At 70.1% G+C, this 19,956-nt stretch carries 21 protein-coding genes and 1 pseudogene; 11 read left to right on the top strand and 11 right to left on the bottom strand.

Annotation, left to right across the window (positions count from 1 at the left end):
* Positions 1-101: 101 nt before the first annotated feature.
* Together OHS16_RS04125 and OHS16_RS04130 are read left to right on the top strand one after the other, a co-directional pair.
* Entirely contained in the window at positions 102-326 is a 225-nt protein-coding gene (locus OHS16_RS04125) for a CbtB domain-containing protein (RefSeq protein ID WP_328535776.1), read from the top strand.
* 19 nt (positions 327-345) lie between these two features.
* Positions 346-1,113: a CbtA family protein gene (locus tag OHS16_RS04130; RefSeq protein ID WP_328535777.1), complete on the top strand. Its 768-nt coding sequence runs from the start codon at positions 346-348 to the stop codon at positions 1,111-1,113.
* A 172-nt stretch (positions 1,114-1,285) separates the two neighbouring features.
* Here the strand turns inward: OHS16_RS04130 and OHS16_RS04135 are convergent, their stop codons facing one another.
* The 3 genes from OHS16_RS04135 to OHS16_RS04145 form a co-directional block, all read right to left on the bottom strand.
* Positions 1,286-1,684, bottom strand: a complete 399-nt coding sequence (locus tag OHS16_RS04135; protein ID WP_328535778.1) for a hypothetical protein — start codon at positions 1,682-1,684, stop codon at positions 1,286-1,288.
* A 154-nt stretch (positions 1,685-1,838) separates the two neighbouring features.
* Entirely contained in the window at positions 1,839-3,095 is a 1,257-nt protein-coding gene (locus OHS16_RS04140) for a cytochrome P450 family protein (protein WP_328535779.1), read from the bottom strand.
* A complete protein-coding gene (locus tag OHS16_RS04145; RefSeq protein ID WP_328535780.1) occupies positions 3,092-4,378 on the bottom strand; it encodes a cytochrome P450 in 1,287 nt (428 codons plus the stop codon). The genes OHS16_RS04140 and OHS16_RS04145 overlap by 4 nt, the downstream gene beginning before the upstream one ends.
* 369 nt (positions 4,379-4,747) lie before the next feature.
* Between OHS16_RS04145 and OHS16_RS04150 the strand changes: the two genes are divergently transcribed.
* Positions 4,748-6,175 (top strand): alkaline phosphatase family protein, encoded by a 1,428-nt coding sequence (locus tag OHS16_RS04150; RefSeq protein ID WP_328535781.1) that lies wholly within the window; start codon positions 4,748-4,750, stop codon positions 6,173-6,175.
* A gap of 112 nt (positions 6,176-6,287) precedes the next feature.
* On the opposite strand, the gene OHS16_RS04155 is transcribed toward OHS16_RS04150, so the two are convergent.
* The 5 genes and pseudogenes from OHS16_RS04155 to OHS16_RS32065 all read right to left on the bottom strand — a co-directional run.
* Positions 6,288-6,827, bottom strand: a complete 540-nt coding sequence (locus OHS16_RS04155; RefSeq protein ID WP_328535782.1) for a hypothetical protein — start codon at positions 6,825-6,827, stop codon at positions 6,288-6,290.
* 41 nt (positions 6,828-6,868) lie between these two features.
* Entirely contained in the window at positions 6,869-7,606 is a 738-nt protein-coding gene (locus OHS16_RS04160; RefSeq protein WP_328535783.1) for a 2OG-Fe(II) oxygenase, read from the bottom strand.
* Positions 7,603-8,223, bottom strand: coding sequence for a methylated-DNA--[protein]-cysteine S-methyltransferase (locus OHS16_RS04165; RefSeq protein WP_328535784.1), 621 nt, complete (start codon positions 8,221-8,223; stop codon positions 7,603-7,605). Before OHS16_RS04165 ends, OHS16_RS04160 begins: the two co-directional genes overlap by 4 nt.
* The gene (locus tag OHS16_RS04170; RefSeq protein WP_328535785.1) at positions 8,220-8,777 is read right to left on the bottom strand and encodes an RNA polymerase sigma factor; all 558 of its coding nucleotides are present in this window, start codon (positions 8,775-8,777) and stop codon (positions 8,220-8,222) included. Before OHS16_RS04170 ends, OHS16_RS04165 begins: the two co-directional genes overlap by 4 nt.
* A gap of 151 nt (positions 8,778-8,928) precedes the next feature.
* Positions 8,929-9,147: pseudogene (locus OHS16_RS32065) on the bottom strand (methylated-DNA--[protein]-cysteine S-methyltransferase); the annotation flags it as partial.
* Positions 9,148-9,309: 162 nt separating this feature from the next.
* Here OHS16_RS32065 and OHS16_RS04180 point away from each other — a divergent pair.
* A complete protein-coding gene (locus OHS16_RS04180; protein ID WP_328535787.1) occupies positions 9,310-10,491 on the top strand; it encodes a DUF1266 domain-containing protein in 1,182 nt (393 codons plus the stop codon).
* A gap of 76 nt (positions 10,492-10,567) precedes the next feature.
* Here the strand turns inward: OHS16_RS04180 and OHS16_RS04185 are convergent, their stop codons facing one another.
* A complete protein-coding gene (locus OHS16_RS04185; RefSeq protein WP_328535788.1) occupies positions 10,568-11,020 on the bottom strand; it encodes an HD domain-containing protein in 453 nt (150 codons plus the stop codon).
* 155 nt (positions 11,021-11,175) lie between these two features.
* On the opposite strand from OHS16_RS04185, the gene OHS16_RS04190 reads away from it, so the two are divergent.
* From OHS16_RS04190 to OHS16_RS04220, 7 genes are all read left to right on the top strand, one after another.
* Positions 11,176-11,679, top strand: a complete 504-nt coding sequence (locus OHS16_RS04190; RefSeq protein WP_328535789.1) for an SRPBCC family protein — start codon at positions 11,176-11,178, stop codon at positions 11,677-11,679.
* Entirely contained in the window at positions 11,676-12,014 is a 339-nt protein-coding gene (locus OHS16_RS04195; protein ID WP_328535790.1) for a YciI family protein, read from the top strand. Before OHS16_RS04190 ends, OHS16_RS04195 begins: the two co-directional genes overlap by 4 nt.
* A complete protein-coding gene (locus tag OHS16_RS04200) occupies positions 12,011-13,249 on the top strand; it encodes an RNA polymerase sigma factor (protein WP_328535791.1) in 1,239 nt (412 codons plus the stop codon). Before OHS16_RS04195 ends, OHS16_RS04200 begins: the two co-directional genes overlap by 4 nt.
* A gap of 235 nt (positions 13,250-13,484) precedes the next feature.
* Complete coding sequence (locus OHS16_RS04205; RefSeq protein ID WP_328535792.1) at positions 13,485-14,225, top strand: response regulator transcription factor; 741 nt, start codon at positions 13,485-13,487, stop codon at positions 14,223-14,225.
* A complete protein-coding gene (locus OHS16_RS04210) occupies positions 14,212-16,188 on the top strand; it encodes a sensor histidine kinase (protein WP_328535793.1) in 1,977 nt (658 codons plus the stop codon). The genes OHS16_RS04205 and OHS16_RS04210 overlap by 14 nt, the downstream gene beginning before the upstream one ends.
* Positions 16,189-16,311: 123 nt before the next feature.
* Positions 16,312-16,758, top strand: coding sequence for a hypothetical protein (locus OHS16_RS04215; protein WP_328535794.1), 447 nt, complete (start codon positions 16,312-16,314; stop codon positions 16,756-16,758).
* Positions 16,759-16,882: 124 nt separating this feature from the next.
* Positions 16,883-17,521: a class F sortase gene (locus OHS16_RS04220; RefSeq protein WP_328535795.1), complete on the top strand. Its 639-nt coding sequence runs from the start codon at positions 16,883-16,885 to the stop codon at positions 17,519-17,521.
* On the opposite strand, the gene OHS16_RS04225 is transcribed toward OHS16_RS04220, so the two are convergent.
* Positions 17,503-18,318 (bottom strand): ATP-grasp domain-containing protein, encoded by an 816-nt coding sequence (locus OHS16_RS04225; protein WP_328535796.1) that lies wholly within the window; start codon positions 18,316-18,318, stop codon positions 17,503-17,505. The two genes, OHS16_RS04220 and OHS16_RS04225, sit on opposite strands and share 19 nt — an antisense overlap.
* 8 nt (positions 18,319-18,326) lie before the next feature.
* Positions 18,327-19,241: an ATP-grasp domain-containing protein gene (locus tag OHS16_RS04230; RefSeq protein ID WP_328535797.1), complete on the bottom strand. Its 915-nt coding sequence runs from the start codon at positions 19,239-19,241 to the stop codon at positions 18,327-18,329.
* Between the last annotated feature and the right edge of the window lie 715 nt (positions 19,242-19,956).

Here is a 19,956-nt window from a genome sequence, read left to right on the forward strand (position 1 = left end):
ACGGTCGCGCCACTGTGAACCCGTACCTCTCGGGAAGTCAGACCCAGCACCTTCGTCTCAGGCACCACGATCGGGACGCGTGTTCCCCAGGAGGTTCTGCCATGGCAAACTCCGTTGCTCCTAGCGCGAGCACCTCTGCCACTCCGGCCATCACCCCCATCTCCCTCAAGGCCATTGCCCCCTGGGCGGCCTTCTTCGGGATCCTCATGCTCGTTCTGCTGTACTTCGTCGGGGCCGAGCAGGGTGCCACCTCGCTCATCTCCGGTACGGATGTACACGAATGGGTGCACGACGGCCGCCATCTGCTCGGTTTCCCCTGCCACTGACGTCCGGGGGACCAGCCTCATGAACTCCATCTCTGTACGGGCGCTGCTCGTACGCGGCATGCTGGCCGGCCTCGTGGCCGGTCTGCTGGCCCTGGTGACCGCCTATCTGCTCGGTGAGCCACGGGTGGACTCCGCCATCGCCTTCGAGGACGCCCACAGCCATGAGCACGAAATGGAAGTGGTGAGCCGCTCGCTGCAGTCCACAGCCGGGCTGGCGACCGGCGTCCTGATCTTCGGTGTGGCGGTGGGCGGTATCGCCGCTCTGGCGTTCTGTTTCGCACTCGGCCGGATCGGTGGATTCGGTCCGAGGGCGACAGCCGCGCTCATCTCGGCGGGCGCACTGGTGGCCGTCTATGCCGTGCCCTTCCTGAAGTACCCGGCCAATCCGCCGTCCGTCGGCGACCCCGGCACCATCGGCAAGCGCACCACTCTGTACTTCCTGATGATCGTGCTCAGCGTGCTGCTGTCCGTCGCCGCGGTGATCCTCGGCAGACGGCTCGCACCGCGTCTGGGCAACTGGAACGCAACGGTCGTCGCCTCAGCCGCCTTCCTGGTGGCCGTCGGTCTCGCGTACGCGTTCCTGCCCGCGATCAACGAGGTGCCGAAGAACTTCCCCGCCACGCTGCTCTGGCAGTTCCGCCTGTCGGCACTCGCCATTCAGCTGGTCCTGTGGATGTCCTTCGGGCTGGTCTTCGGGCATCTCGCGGAGCGGCTGCTCGTACCGGACGCCGCAGCGGAGCGCGGCCGGGACGGCACGGCCGCGCGGTCCACCGCCCCGGTGAACTGACGGCCCGTCCGGGACTCCCGGGCCGGTGATCGGCCCGCGCCCCACGCAACGCACAGAGCCCGCCGGACCCCCGTCCTGGCGGGTTCTGTGCGTGCGCGGCCCGAGTTGCGCGCCCAGTGCCTCTCGTCTGGATCCTGCCGGGCCTGCGTACCCTGATCCAGACGAAAGGACCCTAGGAGCGGCGTTCCCACCAGGGCCGGTCCAGTGGTGCCGTCGGGTCGGGCCAGGTCCGCGCGAGGAACGTCTCGTCGAGTGGCTGGACGAGCGCCCTGAGCTGCCGTGCGCTCCCGCGGGGCAGCGCGCGCAGGGCGGTTTCCAGTACGTCCCGGCTGTATCCGGCGTGACAGCAGGGGCAGCCGTCGGCCACCACGCTCACCTGCCGCGCGGGGCCGTGCACGTGTTTCTTCCAGCTCCGCAGGGCGAGAGCAACGGCCCCCGGTCCCAGCGAGGACCGTTCGAGAGCCATGACATCGCGCTGCGCGGCCGCGTCGAGATGGTCGGCAACCGTACGGGTGGCGGGGCGTATCGGCGTCCGCGCGGAGCGGACCCGCGCCGGGCTGTTACGCCCCATGGGCCTTTCGGGTGATCTGCATACGGGGATCCTCACACACCGGCGCCGTGTGTGCACCCGGATTTGGCGCGCCCCGCGCGAACCGTCCGAGCGCTGAACGGCGACGGTGTCCGGTGCCACCCACCGCCGGGTGGCACCGGACATCCGGTGCGCCTCAGCCGTGCAGCAGAACGGGGAAGGACTCCTTGTCGTTCTGGGTCATCACCGGAAGATTGCGGATCTCCTCGTCCGGCACGGCGAGCCTCAGCCGCGGGAATCGTGCGAACAGCGCGGGCAGGGCTATCCCGGCCTCCACCCGCGACAGGCCGGCGCCGGGACAGATGTGCGGGCCGTGGCCGAAGGTCATATGACGGATCGGGGTCTTCCGGGTGACGTCGAACTCCCCCGCCTCCGGGCCGTGCTGGCCGGTGTCGTGACCGATGGCCCGGTAGGAGATGACCACACCATCGCCCTTCGGGATGACACCGTCACCCACCCGGATGTCCTCGGTGGCGAACCGCATCAGCAGATGGGTGGTGGGAGTGTCCCAGCGCAGGGTCTCCTCGATCACCGTTTCCCACGGGATGTCGCCGTCCAGCACCTTGCGCAGTTGATCCGGGTGGGTCAGCAGCGCCTGCACCGCGTTGATGATCAACCCGATGGTGGTCTCGTGCCCGGCCGCCACCATCGCCTTCAGATTGCCCACCACCTCCTCCTCGGTGAGCGGCTCCCCGCCCTCGTCGGCGAGTATCAGCGCGCTGGTCAGGTCGTCGGTGGGTCTCGCCGTCTTCTCACGCACCAATTCGGTGTAGAAGACGTCGAGTTCCTCCAGCAGCGCGATGCGCTCCTCGTGCGGGGTGAGCATCGAGAAGAAGGCCTTGTACGCCTTCTCGAGGCGGGGGTGATCGGTCCGGTCCACCCCCATCAGGCTGCCGACCACCCGCATCGGCAGCGGCTGCGCGAAGACCGACTTGAGGTCCACGACACCGTCGGCGCCACGCTCGGCCAGCGTGTCCAGAAGCTCATCGGTCAGCTGCTCGATGGCCGGGCGCATCTCCTCGAGTCTGCGGGGAGTCAGCGCCTGCGCGGTCTTGGTGCGCAGGCGGCGGTGGGCGGGTCCGTCCACGGTGAACATGGAACGCCCCGCATCGATCATGCCGATGAGCGGCCATGCCCGGGTCACCACCCCGCTGCGCCAGAGTCCCCACGCGTCGAGGTCCTTCACCAGGCGCGCGTCGGTGAGCAGTGCGCGTGCCTCCGCGTGCCTGGTGATGGTCCAGGCCGGTACACCGAGAAGTTCGATCCTGGCCAGCGGGCCGCCGGCGACGAGCTGCGCGGTCTCGCCGGCCAGATCCTGGACCATCGGGTCGATGACGAGCGTCCCGGTACCCGGGCCGGTGGCGGGGGCGGCGGCGGCATGAGGACAGTTCACGAGAGATCTCCTGTCATGCGTACGGGCGTGAATCGGACCGGCAACGATGTCATCCCCCGCAGGAAGGAGGACTGGCGCCGGACCAGCTCATCGGCGGGCACCGCCAGATCGAGATCGGGCAGTCTGTCGAGCAGCACCTCGATGCCGGTGCGGGCGATGGTCTCGGCGATCTCCTGGGCCGGGAAGGGGCACCGGTATTCGCCGTGGCTGAACGACATGTGCGCGCTGTTGCCGCCTTGTCCCGGCAGGCCGGTGAGCGAAAGCTGCTGCCGGATGAGGGGGTCCGTGTTGGCCGCTCCCAGACCGAGCAGCAGCATGTCACCGGACCTGACGGTCCGTTCGCCGAGCCGGGTGTCCCGGGCCGCCCAGCGCCCTGCGAGGATCTGGGTCGGGGTGTCCTCCCAGAGGACCTCGTTCATCGCCTCGGGGACACTGTGCAGGCCGCCGGAGAGTGCGGCGGCGAACTGGTCGTCGGTGAGCATCAGCCGGATCGAGTTGCCGATCCAGTCGGCGGTGGGCAGATGACCGGCGGCGGTGACGGCCATCAGGTCAAGGACGTATTCCTCGTCGGTGAACGGCTCCTTGTGCGCGAGCATCCAGGAAGCGATGTCGTTGCCCGGCACGGCGCGTTTGACCGCCAGCAGGTTCTGCATGTGCTCGCCGAACCGCCGGTGAGCCTCCTGCGCGCCGGGCCCACCATCGGCCAGGGCGTTCAGCACCCGGGCGATCTGCGGCCCTTCGCCGTCCGGGAAGCCGACCAGCCGGGCGAGTACCAGCACCGGCAGCAGCACCGCGAAGTCGGCGACCAGGTCGGCGTTACCCCGGTCGCAGAACCCGTCGATCAGCCGGTCGGCCAACTGTTCGCAGTGGCTGCGCAGTTCGAAGGGATCGACGTTCTCCAGAGCAGGGACGACCATCGCGGAGTGCCGACGGTGTTCGGCCCCGGCGGTGAAGTAGATCGACGGCATCGGCTGCCCGACCATCGGCAGCAGCGGCCAGTCGTCGGGGATGTGCTCCCACTGGTTCCAGAGCCCGACGTCCCGGGGGTACAACTCGGGGTTGCTGGTGACCTGGTGGACTTCTCGGTAGCCGATGACCAGCCAGGCGGGAAATCCACCCGGCAGTTCGACCGGGACCACCGGACCGTGATCGCGACGCATGTCGCGGTAGAGGCCGGTGGGGTCGACGTGAAATCCGGGCCCGCTGAGCGGCACCGCTTCGGACCCGATACGCACCGGGCAGCCGCCACCGGACGTGGGCGTGGAGGAAGTTGGACTCGTCATCGTTCGGACTCCTGAGGCGACGGCTTCACGCGTTGCGGCCGGACGATCAACGCGTGCCCACTATAAGGAAGCGTGGTGACGCTTCTCCTGCCTTTGAGAACTCTCCGTGTCTTTTCAGTGATCACAAACGACCGACAGCAGTGCATAGATGATCACAACTCCGGCGAAGCTACGGAATGTGATCTCTCGTTGACGTCTTCGCCGCTCGGCGTCCGCAACTGCCCCCGACCGGCTCAGGCCCTTGGTGAAGCGCTTGCTGCCCATTGGCCGCATGTTCATCAAATCCATCCTCCGCCACACACCGTCCGCCCTGAAGAGTGCGGATCGGCCCGGCACCCGGGCCGAAACGAGCTCGAGAAGGAGACGCTCATGGCCGATTTGACGCGACGCAGACTCCTTGGATCAGCGGCGGGCGCCGTGGGCGGAGCGGCAGCCCTGTCGCTGCTCCCGCCCAGCGTGCAGAAGGCCGTAGCGGCGGGCCCGCCGCGTCACGGCTCGATGCGCGACATCGAACACGTCGTCCTGCTGATGCAGGAGAACCGGTCCTTCGACCACTATTTCGGCACGCTCTCCGGCGTACGCGGCTTCAGTGACCCCGACGCCTTGAAGCTCGACAACGGCCGTTCGGTCTTCTACCAGCCCGACACGGTGAACCCCAACGGCTATCTGCTGCCGTTCCACCTGGACACCCACACCACGAGCGCCCAGGCCATTCCGTCGACCAGCCATGCCTGGTCGGTGCAGCACCAAGCATGGAACAACGGCAGGATGGACCAATGGCTGCCGGCGCACCGCAAGGCGGACGGCGTCAACGGACCGTATGTGATGGGCTATTACACCCGCGAGGACATCCCCTTCCAGTTCGCCCTGGCCGAGACGTTCACCATCTGCGACAACTACTTCTGTTCGGTCTTCGGCCCCACCTGGCCGAACCGTCTCTACTGGATGACCGGCACCATAGATCCGGGCGGAACCAAGGGCGGCCCCATCCTCAACAACACCGCGCCCAAGCCGTATCAGTGGATGACCTACGCCGAACGCCTGCAGGCTGCGGGTATCAGCTGGAAGGTCTACCAGCAGGACGACGACTACGGCTGCAACATGCTGGAGAACTTCCAGTCCTTCAAGGACGCCAAGCCGGGCGATGAGCTCTACGAGCGAGGCGTACGCCCGCAGCCCGAGGGCACCTTCGAGGACGACGCCCGCAACGACCGGCTGCCGGCCGTCTCCTGGATCATGCCCACCAGTTACCAGTCCGAGCACCCCGACTACCTCCCCGCGGCCGGGGCGGACTTCGTGGCGCAGAAGATCGAGGCCATAGCCTCCAACCCGAAGGTGTGGGCCAAGACCGCCTTCATTCTCAACTATGACGAGAACGACGGCCTGTTCGACCATGTGGCTCCGCCGACCCCGAAGGCGGGCGCGGTCGACGAGTTCGTCCAGGGCCTGCCCATCGGTGGCGGCTTCCGGGTCCCCTCGATCATCGTGTCACCCTGGACTGTGGGAGGCTGGGTCGCCGGCGAGGCCTTCGACCACACCTCGGTGCTCCAGTTCCTGGAGCGCTTCACGGGCATCCGGGAGACCAACATCAGCCAGTGGCGCCGCCGCACCTTCGGCGACCTGACATCGGCCTTCCGCTTCTCCGACACCCACCGCCGTCCGCCCCGCCTGCCCGACGACACGGCAGAGCAGCTGGATCAGGCGAAGGAAGAGGTGGCCACCCTGCCGAAGCCGACCCTGCCCGGCGCCGACCAGCGGTTCCCGAAGCAGGAACACGGGCACCGGCCCCGCACCTAGCCGCCCGGCGTTGCCGGGGGCCGTCCGGTGCGGGCAGCCCCCGGCAACAGCCATCACGGGAGAGAGCGCCGCCTGCCGTCCGCCGAGCACACGGTCCCCGCCTTCGGGCAGTTCACGGCATGGCGGGCCGGTCGACGAACAGCGTACGCACGATCTCCCAGCCGCTTCCGTCGCGGCGGACTCCGCGCAGCTGATCGAAGGTCCCGATGCCCCCGCAGGCGATCAGCTCGTCGGTGGCGAGCGAAGCGGTGGCCAGGGTGCGGGCCGGAGCCCAGTCGGTGGACAGCGCGAGCCGGCGCCCCATCTGCACCCATCCGGCGGGCGTACCGGTCACGATCCACAGGTCGGGCTGTCCGGCCGTGAACCGCCGGGCCTGCCGCAGCCAGGAAGCGGCCTGCTCGGGCCAGTGCACGGTGTCCAGCACCTCACCGCCCTGCTCCTCCCAGGCCAACGCCAGCTGCCCGGCGGCCCGACGGGACACTCCGTCGCGGGACGAGCCGAGCACGACCGTGACCGGCCGGGGCCGCCGCGACACGGCAAGCCGCATCAGCGCGGAACACTCCGCGACCGTCAGCGCCCGGGGCGGCGCGCCGGGGGCCGTGCGCCGGGCCTTCGGCGACCAGCTGCCCGCCGGTGTGTCGTCGTCCGGCATTGTCCTTCTCCTCTCCGTCGCCGCCCGTCGCGAAGCCGGTGTCATGCCGCGTCGTGGAAGACCAGGCCCAGGGTGTGTCGGCGGCCGGACCTGATCGCCGATACCCCGTGCCGTACCGGTGACGCCGACCAGCCGCGCCGTGACATCACTGGCCGGTCCCGCGTGGTGAACACCAGCCCATGACCCTGCGGGATGAGAGTCGCCGTACCTCTGGACTGGGCTCGGGGGCGCTGCTCGACCAGCAGGAACTCACCGCCGGTGTGGTCCTCGCCCGGGGCGTTCAGATTGATGACGACCTGCAGCGGGAAGACCTTCTCGCCGAAGATGTCCCGGTGGAGGGCATTCCAGTCACCGGTCTCGTAGCGGAGCAGGATCGGGGTGGGCCGCACCTGTCCGGCGTCGTGGCAGATCCTCAGCCATTCGTCGAGGGTGTCCGGCCATTCGGCGTCGCGGCCGAGCCGCCGGTACCAGTCGCGGGCGATGGGCAGCAGCCGTGGATACAGCTCGTCACGCAGCCGTTGCACCACTTCGGGGAGCGGGTGGCCGAAGTAGCGGTACTCGCCGCTGCCGAACCGGTGGCGCCGCATATCGACGGTGGAACGGAATCGTTCCGTGTCCTCGTGCATTCCGGCCAGTTCGGCGCACTGACGCGGCGTCAGCAACTGTGGCAGCAGAGCGCACCCGTAAGCGTCGACCTCTTCGGTGACCGCCTCCCAGTCGGCTGCGGCGACCCGGCGGGCGTACACATCTGCCGTGGCTCTCTGTTCCGTGGTGGTCATGCTGCTGCCTCCAAGGCCAACAGGGCGTGTTTGGCTTCCGTACCGCCCGCATAACCGCCCGCCGTACCGTCGGAGCGCACCACTCGATGGCACGGCACGACGACCGGCAGCGGATTGGTGGCGCAGGCGGTGCCCACCGCCCGGACCGCTCTGGGGCTGCCGGACGCGGCGGCCACCTGGGCGTAGCTCTCGGTGTGCCCGTAGGTGATGTCGGGCAGGTGGTGAAGGACCTCGCGGCGGAAGCCCTTCGACAGGCGCCAGTCGAGCAGAAGCTCGAAGCGGGTGCGCTGTCCACCGAAGTACTCATCGATCTGCCGTCGTACCTCGTCCAGGCGGGCCGGTGCCCGCAGGATGCGGGGGCTGATGCCGGTGGCCAGCTGTTCCAGGACCAGCTCATGGTCCTGCACGGCGTAGGCGACCCTGACCAGGCCCTGATCAGTGGCGGCGAGCAGCAGGTTCCCGACGGGGGTGTCCAGCGTGGTGTAGGCGACGTCGAGCACACCCTCGCGCTGCGCGTGGCCCGCGAGCCGGGAGTGCAGACGCTGCATCGCCTGCTCGTCCTGGTCGGGAAGCGGCGCGAACAGGCGCCCGACCTCTGGTTCGGATGCGGTCATCATCGGGGTGCTCCCCTCCGGTCGGTCGATCTGGACTCGAGTTTTCTGTGGTCATCAGCAGCCGCGACTGCGGATTCGCCGCTTGTGTCGTCGGCCGCGGGATACATGGTGCGCAGCGCCTTGATCCCGTCGGCCGCCGCTCTGCGCGCGGCTTCCACGCTGCCGCCGCAGATCACAGCGATCTCCTTGTAGGGAAGGCCGGCGAGGTAGTGGTAGGCGACGACCTGACGCTGGCGGGACGTCAGCTGCTGCAGCACGTTCCAGAGGTCGCCGTCCCAGTCCTCGGGCCGTCCGCTGCGAGAGGGACGCTCCGGCAGCTCGTCCACCGGCACAGGCCTGCGCGCGGCGGCTCGAGTCACATCGATGGCCTTGCGGTGGGCGATCGTCACCAGCCACGCCTCGACGTTCGCGTCCTGAGGCAGGTCGGGATACGCCTTCAGGGCGGCCAGAAACGTCTCCGACCAGGCGTCCTCCGCGTCCTGCGGCCCCAGCACGGCACGACATACGCGCAGGACCACCGGCCCGTGGTCGGTCACGATCTGCTCGAAAGGTTGCATGGTCACATCCTGTAAACGTCTCAGCGGCCCGGAACGTGAGGCTCTGCTTCGGAAACGCCGTGCTTTCTTCGTCCTGGGCGGCTCTTCGAACCAGGACGAAGAGCTTGCGGTCCAGAGCGCCCGCGCGGCCGACCGGGCTGCCGTCGGCTCCCACCGCACGGTGACACGGAACGATCGCGGACGACGGATTGCGTCCGTCCGCCGCGCCGGCCCCCCGGACGCGCGCCGGATCTCCGAGCTGCCGCGCCAAGTCGCCGCAGGTCCGGGCCTCGCCGTGGGGAATGTCCTCAAGCAGCCGCCAAAGGCGCCGCTTGAACGCATCACCTCTGAGAACGATCTTCGGAACCTTTGCCGGGCCGTGGCCGTGGATGCAGCCGTGCTTGTCATGGCGGCGCTCTCCTTCCTGCTGTGCTGAGGAGGCCCGAACCGCCCCTCACACCCGGTAGACGCCCTGGGCGCACAGAACGTGAGGGCGTCCCTTTCCGGGGCCAGGGCTCACTGCGTCGGGTTGCTTCATTACGATCTACCTCTCATGGGGACACCGACCACAGGATCAGCAGGCGCCACACCCGCCTGGATACCGCCGACAGATGTCGAGCGGGCACTCTTCGAAGCAAAGTCACGGGGCGACTGGGACGGATACCTGCGCGTCCTGCTGGGCGCCGACACACTCGGGTACGCGCTCCGGGAGAAGGTCGACAGCAAGAAGCGGGTGACCGACTGGCTCCCTCATCGCGCGCCTGACGGCAAGGAGTACTTCGCCGTCTTCACCCGCGGCGAACTGCTTCCCCGCCGCCCCCACGTCGTCGCCTGCCCGCTGCCGCTGCCGCTCCCGGCCGAGGAGTGGTGGGGTGGAGACCACAACGGCCTGCTCGTCAATCCTGGGACACCCACCGAAGCCTGCTTCCCGGACGCCCGCCGCCTGCGCCGTAAGTGGAAGGCGGTCAAGAAAGACGTTCCGCAACGCGGCCACGACGACGACGCGCTGATCACGAAGTACACCGGTCCCCTGCACGGCCCGCTCGCCCACGGCCTTGCCTGCGGCACGCATCTGGCCGTGCACCGCCAGGTGTTCTGGAACGACATCGGGGACGTCTGTGTCGACTACCTCGACGATGCCGAGGTGCTGCGCGACTCCTGGGGCACCACCGACCGGGCCGGCTGGCAGGCACAGTTGTCCTACCTGCTGCAGGGCCGCAACAGCCCGCCGGAACCGGAGTTCGCACTCACGGTGCGCCGCGAACTCGCCGTCAGTCATCCCGGTGCGCACACCGACCCGCAGGTCTGGCAGGGGGTGGCCGTCGATGCTCTGAGCGCACGCGGGGCCGGCGAACCCGAGATCCGTGAGGTTGTCGCCGTGATCGGGCAGATCGTCCGCTACGAGGCCCGCTTCCGCGCCGACGGGATCCTGCCGCCGGACGGCTTCGTCACCTCGGCGCTGGGCTACGACTACGGCCGTGCGGTCAACTACGCCCGCTGGGGCCTGGGCGCCCGCTTCGCCGAGCAGGCCGAGGTCGCGGAAGTGACGGTCCGGGCCGGGGAGTTGTGCCGCAGGACCTATACGTCGTGGCAGGAGTTCTCGGCCGGGTACATGCTCGGCCGGGTCCTCCGCTTCGACGAGGAGTCGTTCGGCCACATGTACTCCTCGGCCCTGACCCCGCACCGCATCCTGATGACGGACCCGGCGAGCCCCTGGCTCAACCTCCCGTTCTGATCCGTGCGGCACCGCCCCCGGCAGGCCTGCTCCGGCCGGCCCGCGCCCGGGGGCGCCCGTCCGGCCGGCACGGGCATCAGCCGCCGGCGAGCCCCAGCAACAGCCGCATCCGGGCGTACTTCGCGGTCAGCCGCTCCCTGGTGGCCGGGTCCAGCACGTCCAGTCGCCGCGGATCGGCGTTGTGCGCGATATCGGCTTCCTTGATCAGCAGTGCGCCGGGTACGGCGCGGATGCGAGCCGCGTAAGCCTCGGGCCCCTCCCCCGCGCGCTTCGTCATGGCCAGCACCAGATCCTTGACGGCGTCCGGCAGCGGGGCCCGGTCCAGCCATTCCCGGGACAGCGCCCCGTCCTCGACGGCGTCATGGAGCCAGGCGGCGGCGATCTGGTCCTGCGACCCTCCGCGTGCGGCCACACCGTCCGCCACGGCGGCGAGGTGCACGGCATACGGCTCACCGGCCTTGTCGGTCTGCTGAGCATGCGCAGTGCGCGCCAGCGCCTCCACCTCCGGCAGGCTCAGGTACGAGTCCACGTCCCTTTCCCCCTTTCGTCTGAGCCCAGCGTAAAGCGGTCGTCCTTGCAGGTGTCCGGAGCCTTCTGGCTGATCCGTGCGACGGCAGGTGTCCATCCCGTGGCCTGCCGTTCGTCGTAGGGGCAGTGTGGACACGACTACGAACGGAGATGACCATGGACGACCTCGTCGCAGGCGCCGGGACCGAGGTGGAACTGACCGTCGGCCTGTCCCCGGCGCGGGCCTGGGATCTGATCAGCGATGTGACCCGGATCGGGGAATGGAGCCCGGAGTGCGTCCGGGCGGCATGGACGGAACGGGCGGGTGGCACACCGCGCGCGGGAGACCGTTTCACAGCGCGCAACGAATACGCCGACGGGTTCGCCGCGACGGTGGAGTGCGTGGTGACCGAGGCGGAACGTCCCTACGTCTTCGCCTGGGTGGTGCTCGACGACACGGGTGCCGTCGACCGTCCCGGATCGGTCTGGCGGTACGAGCTGCGAGCGGCAGGCGAAGACACCCGGGTGAGGCATACGTTTACCCATGGGCCCGGGTTGACCGGCTTGCGCGAGAGTGCTGCCGACAACCCGGACAAGGATGTGCTCACGGGGCGGCTGGCGCAGCTGCGCCGCAACATGACGATGACCCTGCGGGCCATGACCGGAGGTACCGAGCGATGAAGTTCATGCTGTTCGTCTGTGTGGACCGCGCCCTCGTCGAGCGCGACGCGCGGGAGCGGGTCGACCAGGACGCGCCGATGCCGTGGGCCGACGAACTCGACGCGGCCGGCGTCCGGCTGGACGGCGACGAACTGCGCCCGTATCACGATGCCACGACCGTGCGGGTACGCGGCGGCGAGGTGCTGCTCGGCGACGGGCCGTTCGCCGAGACGAAAGAGGTCATCGCCGGCTACGACATCATCGAGTGCGCGGATCTGGACGGGGCCATCGCCATCGCGGCCCGGCATCCGGTGGCCCTGGGCGGGGTGATCGAGATCCGGCCGTTCCGGGGATGAGCGTCGAGGAGGCGGTCGAGACGGCCTTCCGCGCGGAGTGGGGACGTGTGGTGGCGACCTTGATCCGTACCACCGGTGACTGGGACCTGGCGGAGGAGTGTGCGCAGGACGCGTTCGCACAGGCCCTGGCACGGTGGCCGGGCGACGGCATTCCGGCGCGGCCGGGTGCGTGGATCGTCACCACCGCACGTAACCGGGCACTCGACCGGCTGCGGCGGCGCAGCGTCGAGTCCGTCAAACTGCGGGAGTTGGCCATGGACGGCATGAGGGCCGGCCCGGCCGGCGTGCCCGCCGATCCGAGCGGCATCGGCGACGACCGCCTCCGGCTCATCTTCACGTGCTGTCACCCGGCACTCCCGCTCGAAGCACGGGTGGCACTGACCCTGCGGACGCTCGCCGGCCTGACCACCGCCGAGATCGCACGGGCCTGTCTGGTCTCCGAACCCACCATGGCCAAGCGGCTGGTCCGTGCGAAGGGCAAGATCAGGAACGCGGGCATCCCCTACCGGGTCCCGCCCGCAGAGCTGTTGCCGCAGCGGCTGCCGGGGGTCCTTGCGGTGCTGTATCTGCTGTTCAACGAGGGCTACACAGCAGCAGGCGGCCCGGACCCGCTGCGCCCCGACCTCTGTGCCGAGGCGATCCGGCTGGCGCGGCTGCTGGGCATGCTCATGCCTGCGCAGCCCGAAGTGCTGGGGCTGCACGCGCTGATGCTGCTGCACCATGCCCGCCGCGACGCCCGAGAGGACGGCACCGGCCGGCTCGTCGCCCTGGCCGATCAGGACCGGTCGCGCTGGCACCGCGGCGAAGTCGACGAAGGGGTCGTCTTGCTGGAGTCCGCACTCGACCACGCAGACGTGGGGCCCTACCAGTTGCAGGCCGTCATTGCCGCGTACCACGCAACCGCCGGTTCGGAGGCCGAGACCGACTGGGCCGCGATCGCGCACCTCTACCGCAGGCTCGCCGAGGTGATGCCGTCCCCGGTCGTCATGCTGAACCGGGCGGTGGCTGTCGCGATGGCGGAAGGCCCTGCCGCCGGCCTCGCGCTCGTCGACGATCTGTCCGCGAAGGGGACGCTCGCCGGCTACCACCTGGTCGCGGCGGTCCGTGCCGACCTGCTGCGCCGTCTGGACCGGCGGGACGAGGCGGCGCAGGCCTACCGGCAGGCGGCCGAACTGGCCACCAGCGATGCCGAACGCGACTACCTGACCCGCCGGCTCGCCGAAGTCGGGCCGTGAAGGGCTGCCGCGCACCTCGCGCCGCACAGTGCCGGGGCGCACGTCGGACGAAGACTCCGCGGCACGCGGCCCTGCCCCGTCGGCGGTGCTGCCGCGCCGGGCAACAGCGTGTTCGCCCCTGAGCCATGCCCGAAGCCGACCGGCCGGCTGGCGGGGCCCGCGTCCAGGAGCTGCTACGGGCCGTACGACCCCTGCGGTAAGGGGCCGTAGGGCCGGCTCATCTACGATCGGCCGGGTGTGCGCAGATGTGGTCGTCGCCGAGGACGACGAGAAGCAGGCCGAACTGGTACGCCGCTACCTTGAACGCGAAGGTCACACGGTCACGGTCGTCGGCGACGGGCTTGCCGCGCTCGAAGCGGTACGGCACCGGTCACCCGACCTCCTGGTCCTGGATGTGATGATGCCGCGGGCGGACGGCCTGGACGTGATCCGGGTACTGCGTGCCGAACCCCGGCCCGAGTCCAGGGAACTTCCGGTGCTGATGCTGACGGCCCGCTCCACCGAGGACGATCTGCTGCTCGGTCTCGACCTCGGGGCCGACGACTACATGACGAAGCCTTACAGCCCGCGGGAGTTGATGGCCCGGGTGCGTACGCTGCTGCGTCGCGCCCAGCGGCCCCCGGTGGAGCCGAGTCCGGCGACGGCCGCCGTCCTGTCGGTGGGTGCGCTGGCGATCGATCCGCAGCGGCATCTGGTGTCGGTCGGCGGCGTGCAAGTGGACTGCACCCCGGGTGAGTTCCGGCTGCTGGCCGCGATGGCCGCCGAACCGGACCGGGTCTTCACCCGGCAGCAGCTCCTCGAGGAACTGCACGGCTTCGACCGGTACATAGGCAACCGCACGGTCGACGTGCACATCATGAATCTGCGCAAGAAGATCGAGGCGGCGCCGAGGCGGCCCACCCGGCTGCTCACCGTCTTCGGCGTCGGCTACAAACTGACCGACCCGTCCGGGGGTGCCCGGCTTGCATCGCGGTAGAGGACGCTCCACGAGCGGCGCACGGGTACCGCTCCACAAGAGCCTTTTCGGGCGGCTCCTTGCCGTTTCCGCGCTGGTGGCGGCCTGTTCCGTGGCGGCAACCGCCTGGCTCGCAGTACAGACCACTTCCGGTGCCATCAAGCAGGAACAGGGTCAGAACCTCACCGCGGACACGCGGATCTACAACACCCTGCTCGGTTACGCGGCCGGCCACCCCCGCTGGGACGGTGTCGGTGGGACCGTGCGCGCGCTGGCGCACCGGTCCGGCCGCAGGATCGCGCTGACCACCCAGGGCGGACTGCCGGTCGCCGACTCCGACACCCACGCGTCCCCGCCCGCGCTGCCGCCCCAGCCATCGGCGGTCGTCGACCCCCTCTCGGTGGACTCCGCTCTGTCGTCGGGGGCCGCCGACACCGGCGCCGCCGCCGACCGGGTCGATCCGAGGGCGGTCGGACCGTTCAGGCTGCCCACGGCGGAACGCACCACTCTGCGCCATGCGGCGGACCGGAGTGTGTCCTGCCTCAGTGGTTACGGCATCGCGTCCGACGTGGTCCTGGCACCGAGCGGACGGCCCCGAATCCAGGTGGCGGGCAACGATCCGCAGCGCATCCAGGGCACCCGGTGCAGCACCGACGCCCTGGACCGGCCCACCCGCACCGAGAAGAAGGCGCTCACCTCGCTCAATCATCTGGTCGACGCCTGCCTGGACCGCCAGGGCCGCCCGGGTGTCCAGCTGGACCTGAACCTGTCGTGGGGCTCCGCCGCTGAGCAGAAGCCGGTCCGGGGCATCGACCAACCGACGGGCGTCGCGACGCCCGTCCCCGTGCCCACCTACGCGCCGGCTCCCGCCGCAACAGCCCGAAGCAGCGAGGCGGACAGGGCCGCCGCGTCCTGTGTAGGCACCGCACGCCGCGAACAGCTCAGCTCGTATGTCGCCTCGCCCGCGCTGCTGTTCATCGGCGACGCGGGCGACACCACCGTTCCCGGGTTCAATCTGTCTCCGGCGAACACGGCCCGTATCGCGGGGGTGGCCGCTCTCGTCCTGGCTCTCACGGTCGGCGCGTCGATCCTGGCCGGCGCCAGGCTGGTACGACCGCTGCAGGCGCTCACCGGGGCCGCTCAACGGATGCGCGACGGCGAGGACTCGACACCTGTGCGGGTCACAGCGGACGACGAGATCGGCCGGCTGGCGACCACCTTCAACGACATGTCCGCGCACCGGGCCCGGCTGGAGGAGCAGCGCAAGGCGATGGTCAGCGACGTCGCCCATGAGCTGCGTACCCCGCTGAGCAATATCCGCGGCTGGCTCGAGGCGGCGCAGGACGGTCTCGCGGATCCGGATCCGGCCTTCGTCTCCTCACTGCTGGAGGAGGCCGTGCAACTGCAGCACATCATCGACGACCTCCAGGACCTGGCAGCGGCCGACGCGGGCGCGCTGCGCCTGCATCCGCAACCGGTACGGATCGGGGACCTGCTCGGACAGGTCGCTTCGGCCCACCAGGCCAGGGCTGAGACAGCAGGTGTCACGCTGACGGTCACCGCGGCGGAGCCCGGCGCACCCGTTCCGATAGCGGCCGCCGACCCGGTACGACTGCGGCAGGCGGTCGGCAACCTGGTCTCCAACGCGGTACGCCACACCCCTGAGGGCGGGCTCGTGGCGCTGCGCGCCCACGGCACCGGTGACGAGGTGGTGATCGAGGTCGCCGACACCGGGACGGGTATTCCGGCCGGGGACCTCCCTCATGTCTTCGACCGCTTCTGGCGTGCCGAGAAGTCCCGCAACCGCCGCACCGGCGGCAGCGGTCTCGGTCTGGCGATCGTCCGCAAACTCGCCGAGGCACACGGGGGCACGGCGAGCGCGGTGAGCACCGAGGGGAAGGGCTCGGTCTTCACGCTCCGGCTGCCGGCCGGTCCTACGGCGACGAGCGGCACCGGCACCACGGGGACGGAAGCAACGCGCTGATGCGATGACCACAGCGTTCTGACAGCTTCTTCATAACTGATTGCCAGTCTTCCGGCATGCCCGGCGCCTGGTGCGTACGAGCACCCAGGCATCACCCAGGCCGAGCTGGAACTGGAGTCATCTATGTCCCACCGTGTTTCCCTGCGTACCGCTGTGCTCGCCGCCGTCGCGACCGGCGCGGTACTCGCCCCGGTCGGCGCGGCGTTCGCCTCCGACACCCCCAAGCCCGTGTCCACGCCCGGAAAGAGCCGGGTGGCAGCGCCGTCCAGGGCTGACAGCGACTCGCCGACCCCCGCGCCGGCCACCGCGCGTGCTGCGACCCCCCGGGGCGGCGTGGCCGCCGGCGACGAGCCCTCCGCGCGACCCACACCTGCGAGGACGGCCCCGTCCGTGCGGACCGGTGCCACACCGGCCCCCGCACCTCGGGGCGGCGTCGCCGCCGGTGAGCGCCCGGCCGGGGACAGCGGCGGCACCACGGCTCTCGCCGGGTCCGCCGCCGCTGCTGTCGTCCTCGCGGGCGCGGTCACCGTCGTCGTACGGCGCCGCACCGCCGCCCATCGCGGCAACTGATCACACCTGTGGCAGTGGCGCCACCCCGCGCGACGGGGTGGCGCCACTGCCTGCTCGCTCTCTGCTCGCCCCGCGTCCGTAAGCAAGCCACCCTGGAGCCCACGTGTCCCGTACGCACCACCCGATGCGGCGATTCACCGCACTACCGGTCGTCGGCTGCCTCGCCCTCGCCGCGCTCACCGGCTGCTCGTCCGGTACGGCCAAGACCTCCGGCTCCGGCAAGTCCGTGCATTCCTCCGGTGCTTCGTCCGCCGGTTCGGGCGCGCCGGCCGGCTCCTCCCCCGCAGCCGGTCGGGCGGCCGGTCCCGCCGCCGACCACCCCGCAGCTCCCCGAACCCTCTCCATCCCCTCCATCGGCATATCCAGTTCCCTGATGCGGCTGGGCCTGAACAAGGACGGCACCGTCGAAGTCCCGCCTGCCGACAAGGGCATGACCGCCGGCTGGTACACCGGCAGCCCGGCCCCCGGCGCGCGTGGAGCCGCCGTGCTCATCGGCCACAACGACACACGCTTCGGCAGTGCCGTCTTCCACGACCTCAAGAAGATCGGCAGGGGCGCGGACATCGTGATCCGCAACGAGCAGGGGAAGAACGCCCACTTCACCGTCACCGGCACCGAGAGCGTCAGCAAGAAGGCGTTCCCCACCGAGAAGGTCTACGGCAGGACGAACGACCGCGCCCTGCGTCTCGTCACCTGCGACGGCTCATTCGACGCTCAAGGGCACCCGGTGAACAACCTCATCGTCTACGCCACACTGCGCTGACGCACCGTCAGAATCAGTGCTGCCAGAGCCTCGGGTGCCCCCTCGGGACCACGGATGCCGGGGAAGGCGTTGATGTCGACGACGACGGGATCGCCTTCCCGGTCGAGCAGATCGACACCGTAGACGTCCAGGCCGAAGACCTCGCCGACGTGCAGGGCGAGAGCCGCCCACTCGCCGGGGAGCTCGCGCACCACGGGTGCGGACAGCGCGCCGGTCGGTGGGGCCCCCACCGGGGCCTGGCGCACCCCGGCGAACACCTGCCCGGCAATCACCCACACCTTGTGGTCCCAGCCGCTGTTCGCGATGAACTCCTGTGCCACCACGGGCTCGTCGTGCCAGGCCACGGCGAGTTCGCGCAGGGCGGCGGGGTGATCCACCCGAGCCACCAGGTCGCCGCGCCGGCTGTGACGGCTCTTGACCATGAAGGGGTAGCCGAAGGACGGCCCGCCCGAATCCGGCAGCAGCCCGGACAACGAGTCCAGCAGCTTGGTACGGGGCATCGGCAGACCGTTCGCCTCGGCCGTCATGGCGATCCGGTTCCGGTCCTGGCACAACTCGGTCGCCCCTGCTGAGTTCACCACCAGGGCTCCGCGCTCTTCGAGGCCGCGGGCCAGCGCCAGCGCCTCCGGAGTGTGCGCTTTGAGGAGGTAGACGTCGGCAACCCCGTCGTCCTCCCCACCGGCAGGGGCGCCGGGAGCGGGGGCGCCGGGGTCCAGGAACTCCACCTGGTGCCCCGCCCCGACCAGTACGGACGCCGTCGCGGCGAGCAGGGGGTGGCCCGGCTTGTCGGTCAGCACGGTCACCCTCATGTGGCAGTGCCGCCCGCCGTGGACATCAGCGCGCTCGCGTCGGAGCCCGTGGCCGCGGAACGCCGGGGCGCCGGGACCACCAGGCCGGCGCGAGGGGTGCTGCCCGCCTTCGCCAGATCGAGAATGGCGCCGGCCACCCGGGACACCGAATCGGGCACGCGACGGAAGCTGGGGAAGTCGTTGATGTCGACGATCACGGGGCCGTCGGGGCCGAGCACCACATCGATGCCGTACAGGTCGAGCCCGAAGACCGCGCCGACCTGAGCGGCGACCGAAGCCACTTCGGCGGGCAGCGGCACACTCCTCTCGTCGACCGGCTGGTCAGGATGGAGCGGTGAACGGCGTACCGTCGCGTGCAGTTCACCCGCCAGGCAGTAGACCTTCAGGTCGGACCCCGGGTTGGACACGTACGGCTGGGCGATCAGGCGCCCTTCGCCCGCCAGCTCCTCGTCTACTTCGTCAAGCTTTTCCGGGCTCGCCACCAGCCGCACCCCACGGCCCGCACTTCCCTCGGCGGGTTTCACGACCAGCGGGAACATGTCCCCCGGGACGTCGGCGAACAACGCGGCCCGCGGCGCCGTGTAGGTCACCGGGACCGGCAGCCCGTGCTGCCGGGCGATGACCGCGGCGAGCGCCTTGTCACGCACCGAGCGGATCGACCGCACATCGTTCACGGTCGTCAGACCGACGGCGGCCGCCGCCTCGAGCAGAGTCAGCCCCGGCCCACCGGAAACGGTCTTGAGCACCCAGGCGTCGTGCGTCCCTGCCCGCACCGTCTCCGAGATCCGCAGCAGTGAGCCCCCCGGCCGCACCACGTCGACCCGATGACCCCACGCGGTGAGCTTTCGGACCACGTCGAGGGGCATACCGTCATGCCGGTACTGCTCCTCGACGAGGAAGCAGAGCTTCATCCAGGTACCCCCCTGGGCTTCCACCGCGGGCATGCCGCGGGCACGTGAGCGCCCAACGATGCCATGCGGAGCCGGAACGTACACCTTCGGGGTGGGCACGGTGTGTCAGGGCATCCCGACGGCCAACGAACCGGGGCCGACTGACGGGAAGCCGGCACTCGAAGGCGGACTTCCGCACGTACGAACCGGGCATTCCGCGGTCGACGGCCGCCAGGACACCGGACCGGTCTCCCGGCACCCGAACTCCTTGGGGCGAGGCCGGACACAGAAAGGTGCGCGGCTTCCGGCCGCGACGGTGAAAGGGACGGAGACCGGAACGCTCCGGCCGGCTGGAGTCACACCACTCTTCGTGTCCCCCACCGGCGTGGAGCAGCAGCACCGGGCCCCGAGTGAGAGCACACCGACGTGACCGACATGAACAAGCACCAGGCAAGGCGCATCGCCGCACGGACCGAGTCACGGCTGCGCGGGCTTGATGCACGGGATGGCGCTCGGGAGACGCTGGGCGGCGCACGGGGCGACCTGCCGGCTGCCGGCACGCTGCGCGCCGGAGTCTGTACCCAGGTTGCCTGTTTCACCGCCGAGGGCGGCATCCGGGCCTGCGTGCGCGGCAGTCACAAGGGCGCTCGGCCTGGTGAGCCGTCACGAACTGGCCTGGGTTCGGGACACCTTGGCCCGTGATCTGCTGACCGAGGCGACCGGCCTGCCCAGCGGT

It is taken from the genome of Streptomyces sp. NBC_00344, assembly GCF_036088315.1.
Taxonomy (GTDB): domain Bacteria; phylum Actinomycetota; class Actinomycetes; order Streptomycetales; family Streptomycetaceae; genus Streptomyces.

Coding starts and splice junctions, on each gene's coding strand:
- OHS16_RS04125 (WP_328535776.1), top strand. CDS start 102: ATGGCAAACTCCGTTGCTCCTAGCGCGAGCACCTCTGCCACTCCGGCC.
- OHS16_RS04130 (WP_328535777.1), top strand. CDS start 346: ATGAACTCCATCTCTGTACGGGCGCTGCTCGTACGCGGCATGCTGGCC.
- OHS16_RS04135 (WP_328535778.1), bottom strand. CDS start 1,684: ATGGGGCGTAACAGCCCGGCGCGGGTCCGCTCCGCGCGGACGCCGATA.
- OHS16_RS04145 (WP_328535780.1), bottom strand. CDS start 4,378: ATGACGAGTCCAACTTCCTCCACGCCCACGTCCGGTGGCGGCTGCCCG.
- OHS16_RS04150 (WP_328535781.1), top strand. CDS start 4,748: ATGGCCGATTTGACGCGACGCAGACTCCTTGGATCAGCGGCGGGCGCC.
- OHS16_RS04155 (WP_328535782.1), bottom strand. CDS start 6,827: ATGCCGGACGACGACACACCGGCGGGCAGCTGGTCGCCGAAGGCCCGG.
- OHS16_RS04160 (WP_328535783.1), bottom strand. CDS start 7,606: ATGACCACCACGGAACAGAGAGCCACGGCAGATGTGTACGCCCGCCGG.
- OHS16_RS04165 (WP_328535784.1), bottom strand. CDS start 8,223: ATGATGACCGCATCCGAACCAGAGGTCGGGCGCCTGTTCGCGCCGCTT.
- OHS16_RS04170 (WP_328535785.1), bottom strand. CDS start 8,777: ATGCAACCTTTCGAGCAGATCGTGACCGACCACGGGCCGGTGGTCCTG.
- OHS16_RS04180 (WP_328535787.1), top strand. CDS start 9,310: ATGGGGACACCGACCACAGGATCAGCAGGCGCCACACCCGCCTGGATA.
- OHS16_RS04190 (WP_328535789.1), top strand. CDS start 11,176: ATGGACGACCTCGTCGCAGGCGCCGGGACCGAGGTGGAACTGACCGTC.
- OHS16_RS04195 (WP_328535790.1), top strand. CDS start 11,676: ATGAAGTTCATGCTGTTCGTCTGTGTGGACCGCGCCCTCGTCGAGCGC.
- OHS16_RS04200 (WP_328535791.1), top strand. CDS start 12,011: ATGAGCGTCGAGGAGGCGGTCGAGACGGCCTTCCGCGCGGAGTGGGGA.
- OHS16_RS04215 (WP_328535794.1), top strand. CDS start 16,312: ATGTCCCACCGTGTTTCCCTGCGTACCGCTGTGCTCGCCGCCGTCGCG.
- OHS16_RS04220 (WP_328535795.1), top strand. CDS start 16,883: ATGCGGCGATTCACCGCACTACCGGTCGTCGGCTGCCTCGCCCTCGCC.
- OHS16_RS04230 (WP_328535797.1), bottom strand. CDS start 19,241: ATGAAGCTCTGCTTCCTCGTCGAGGAGCAGTACCGGCATGACGGTATG.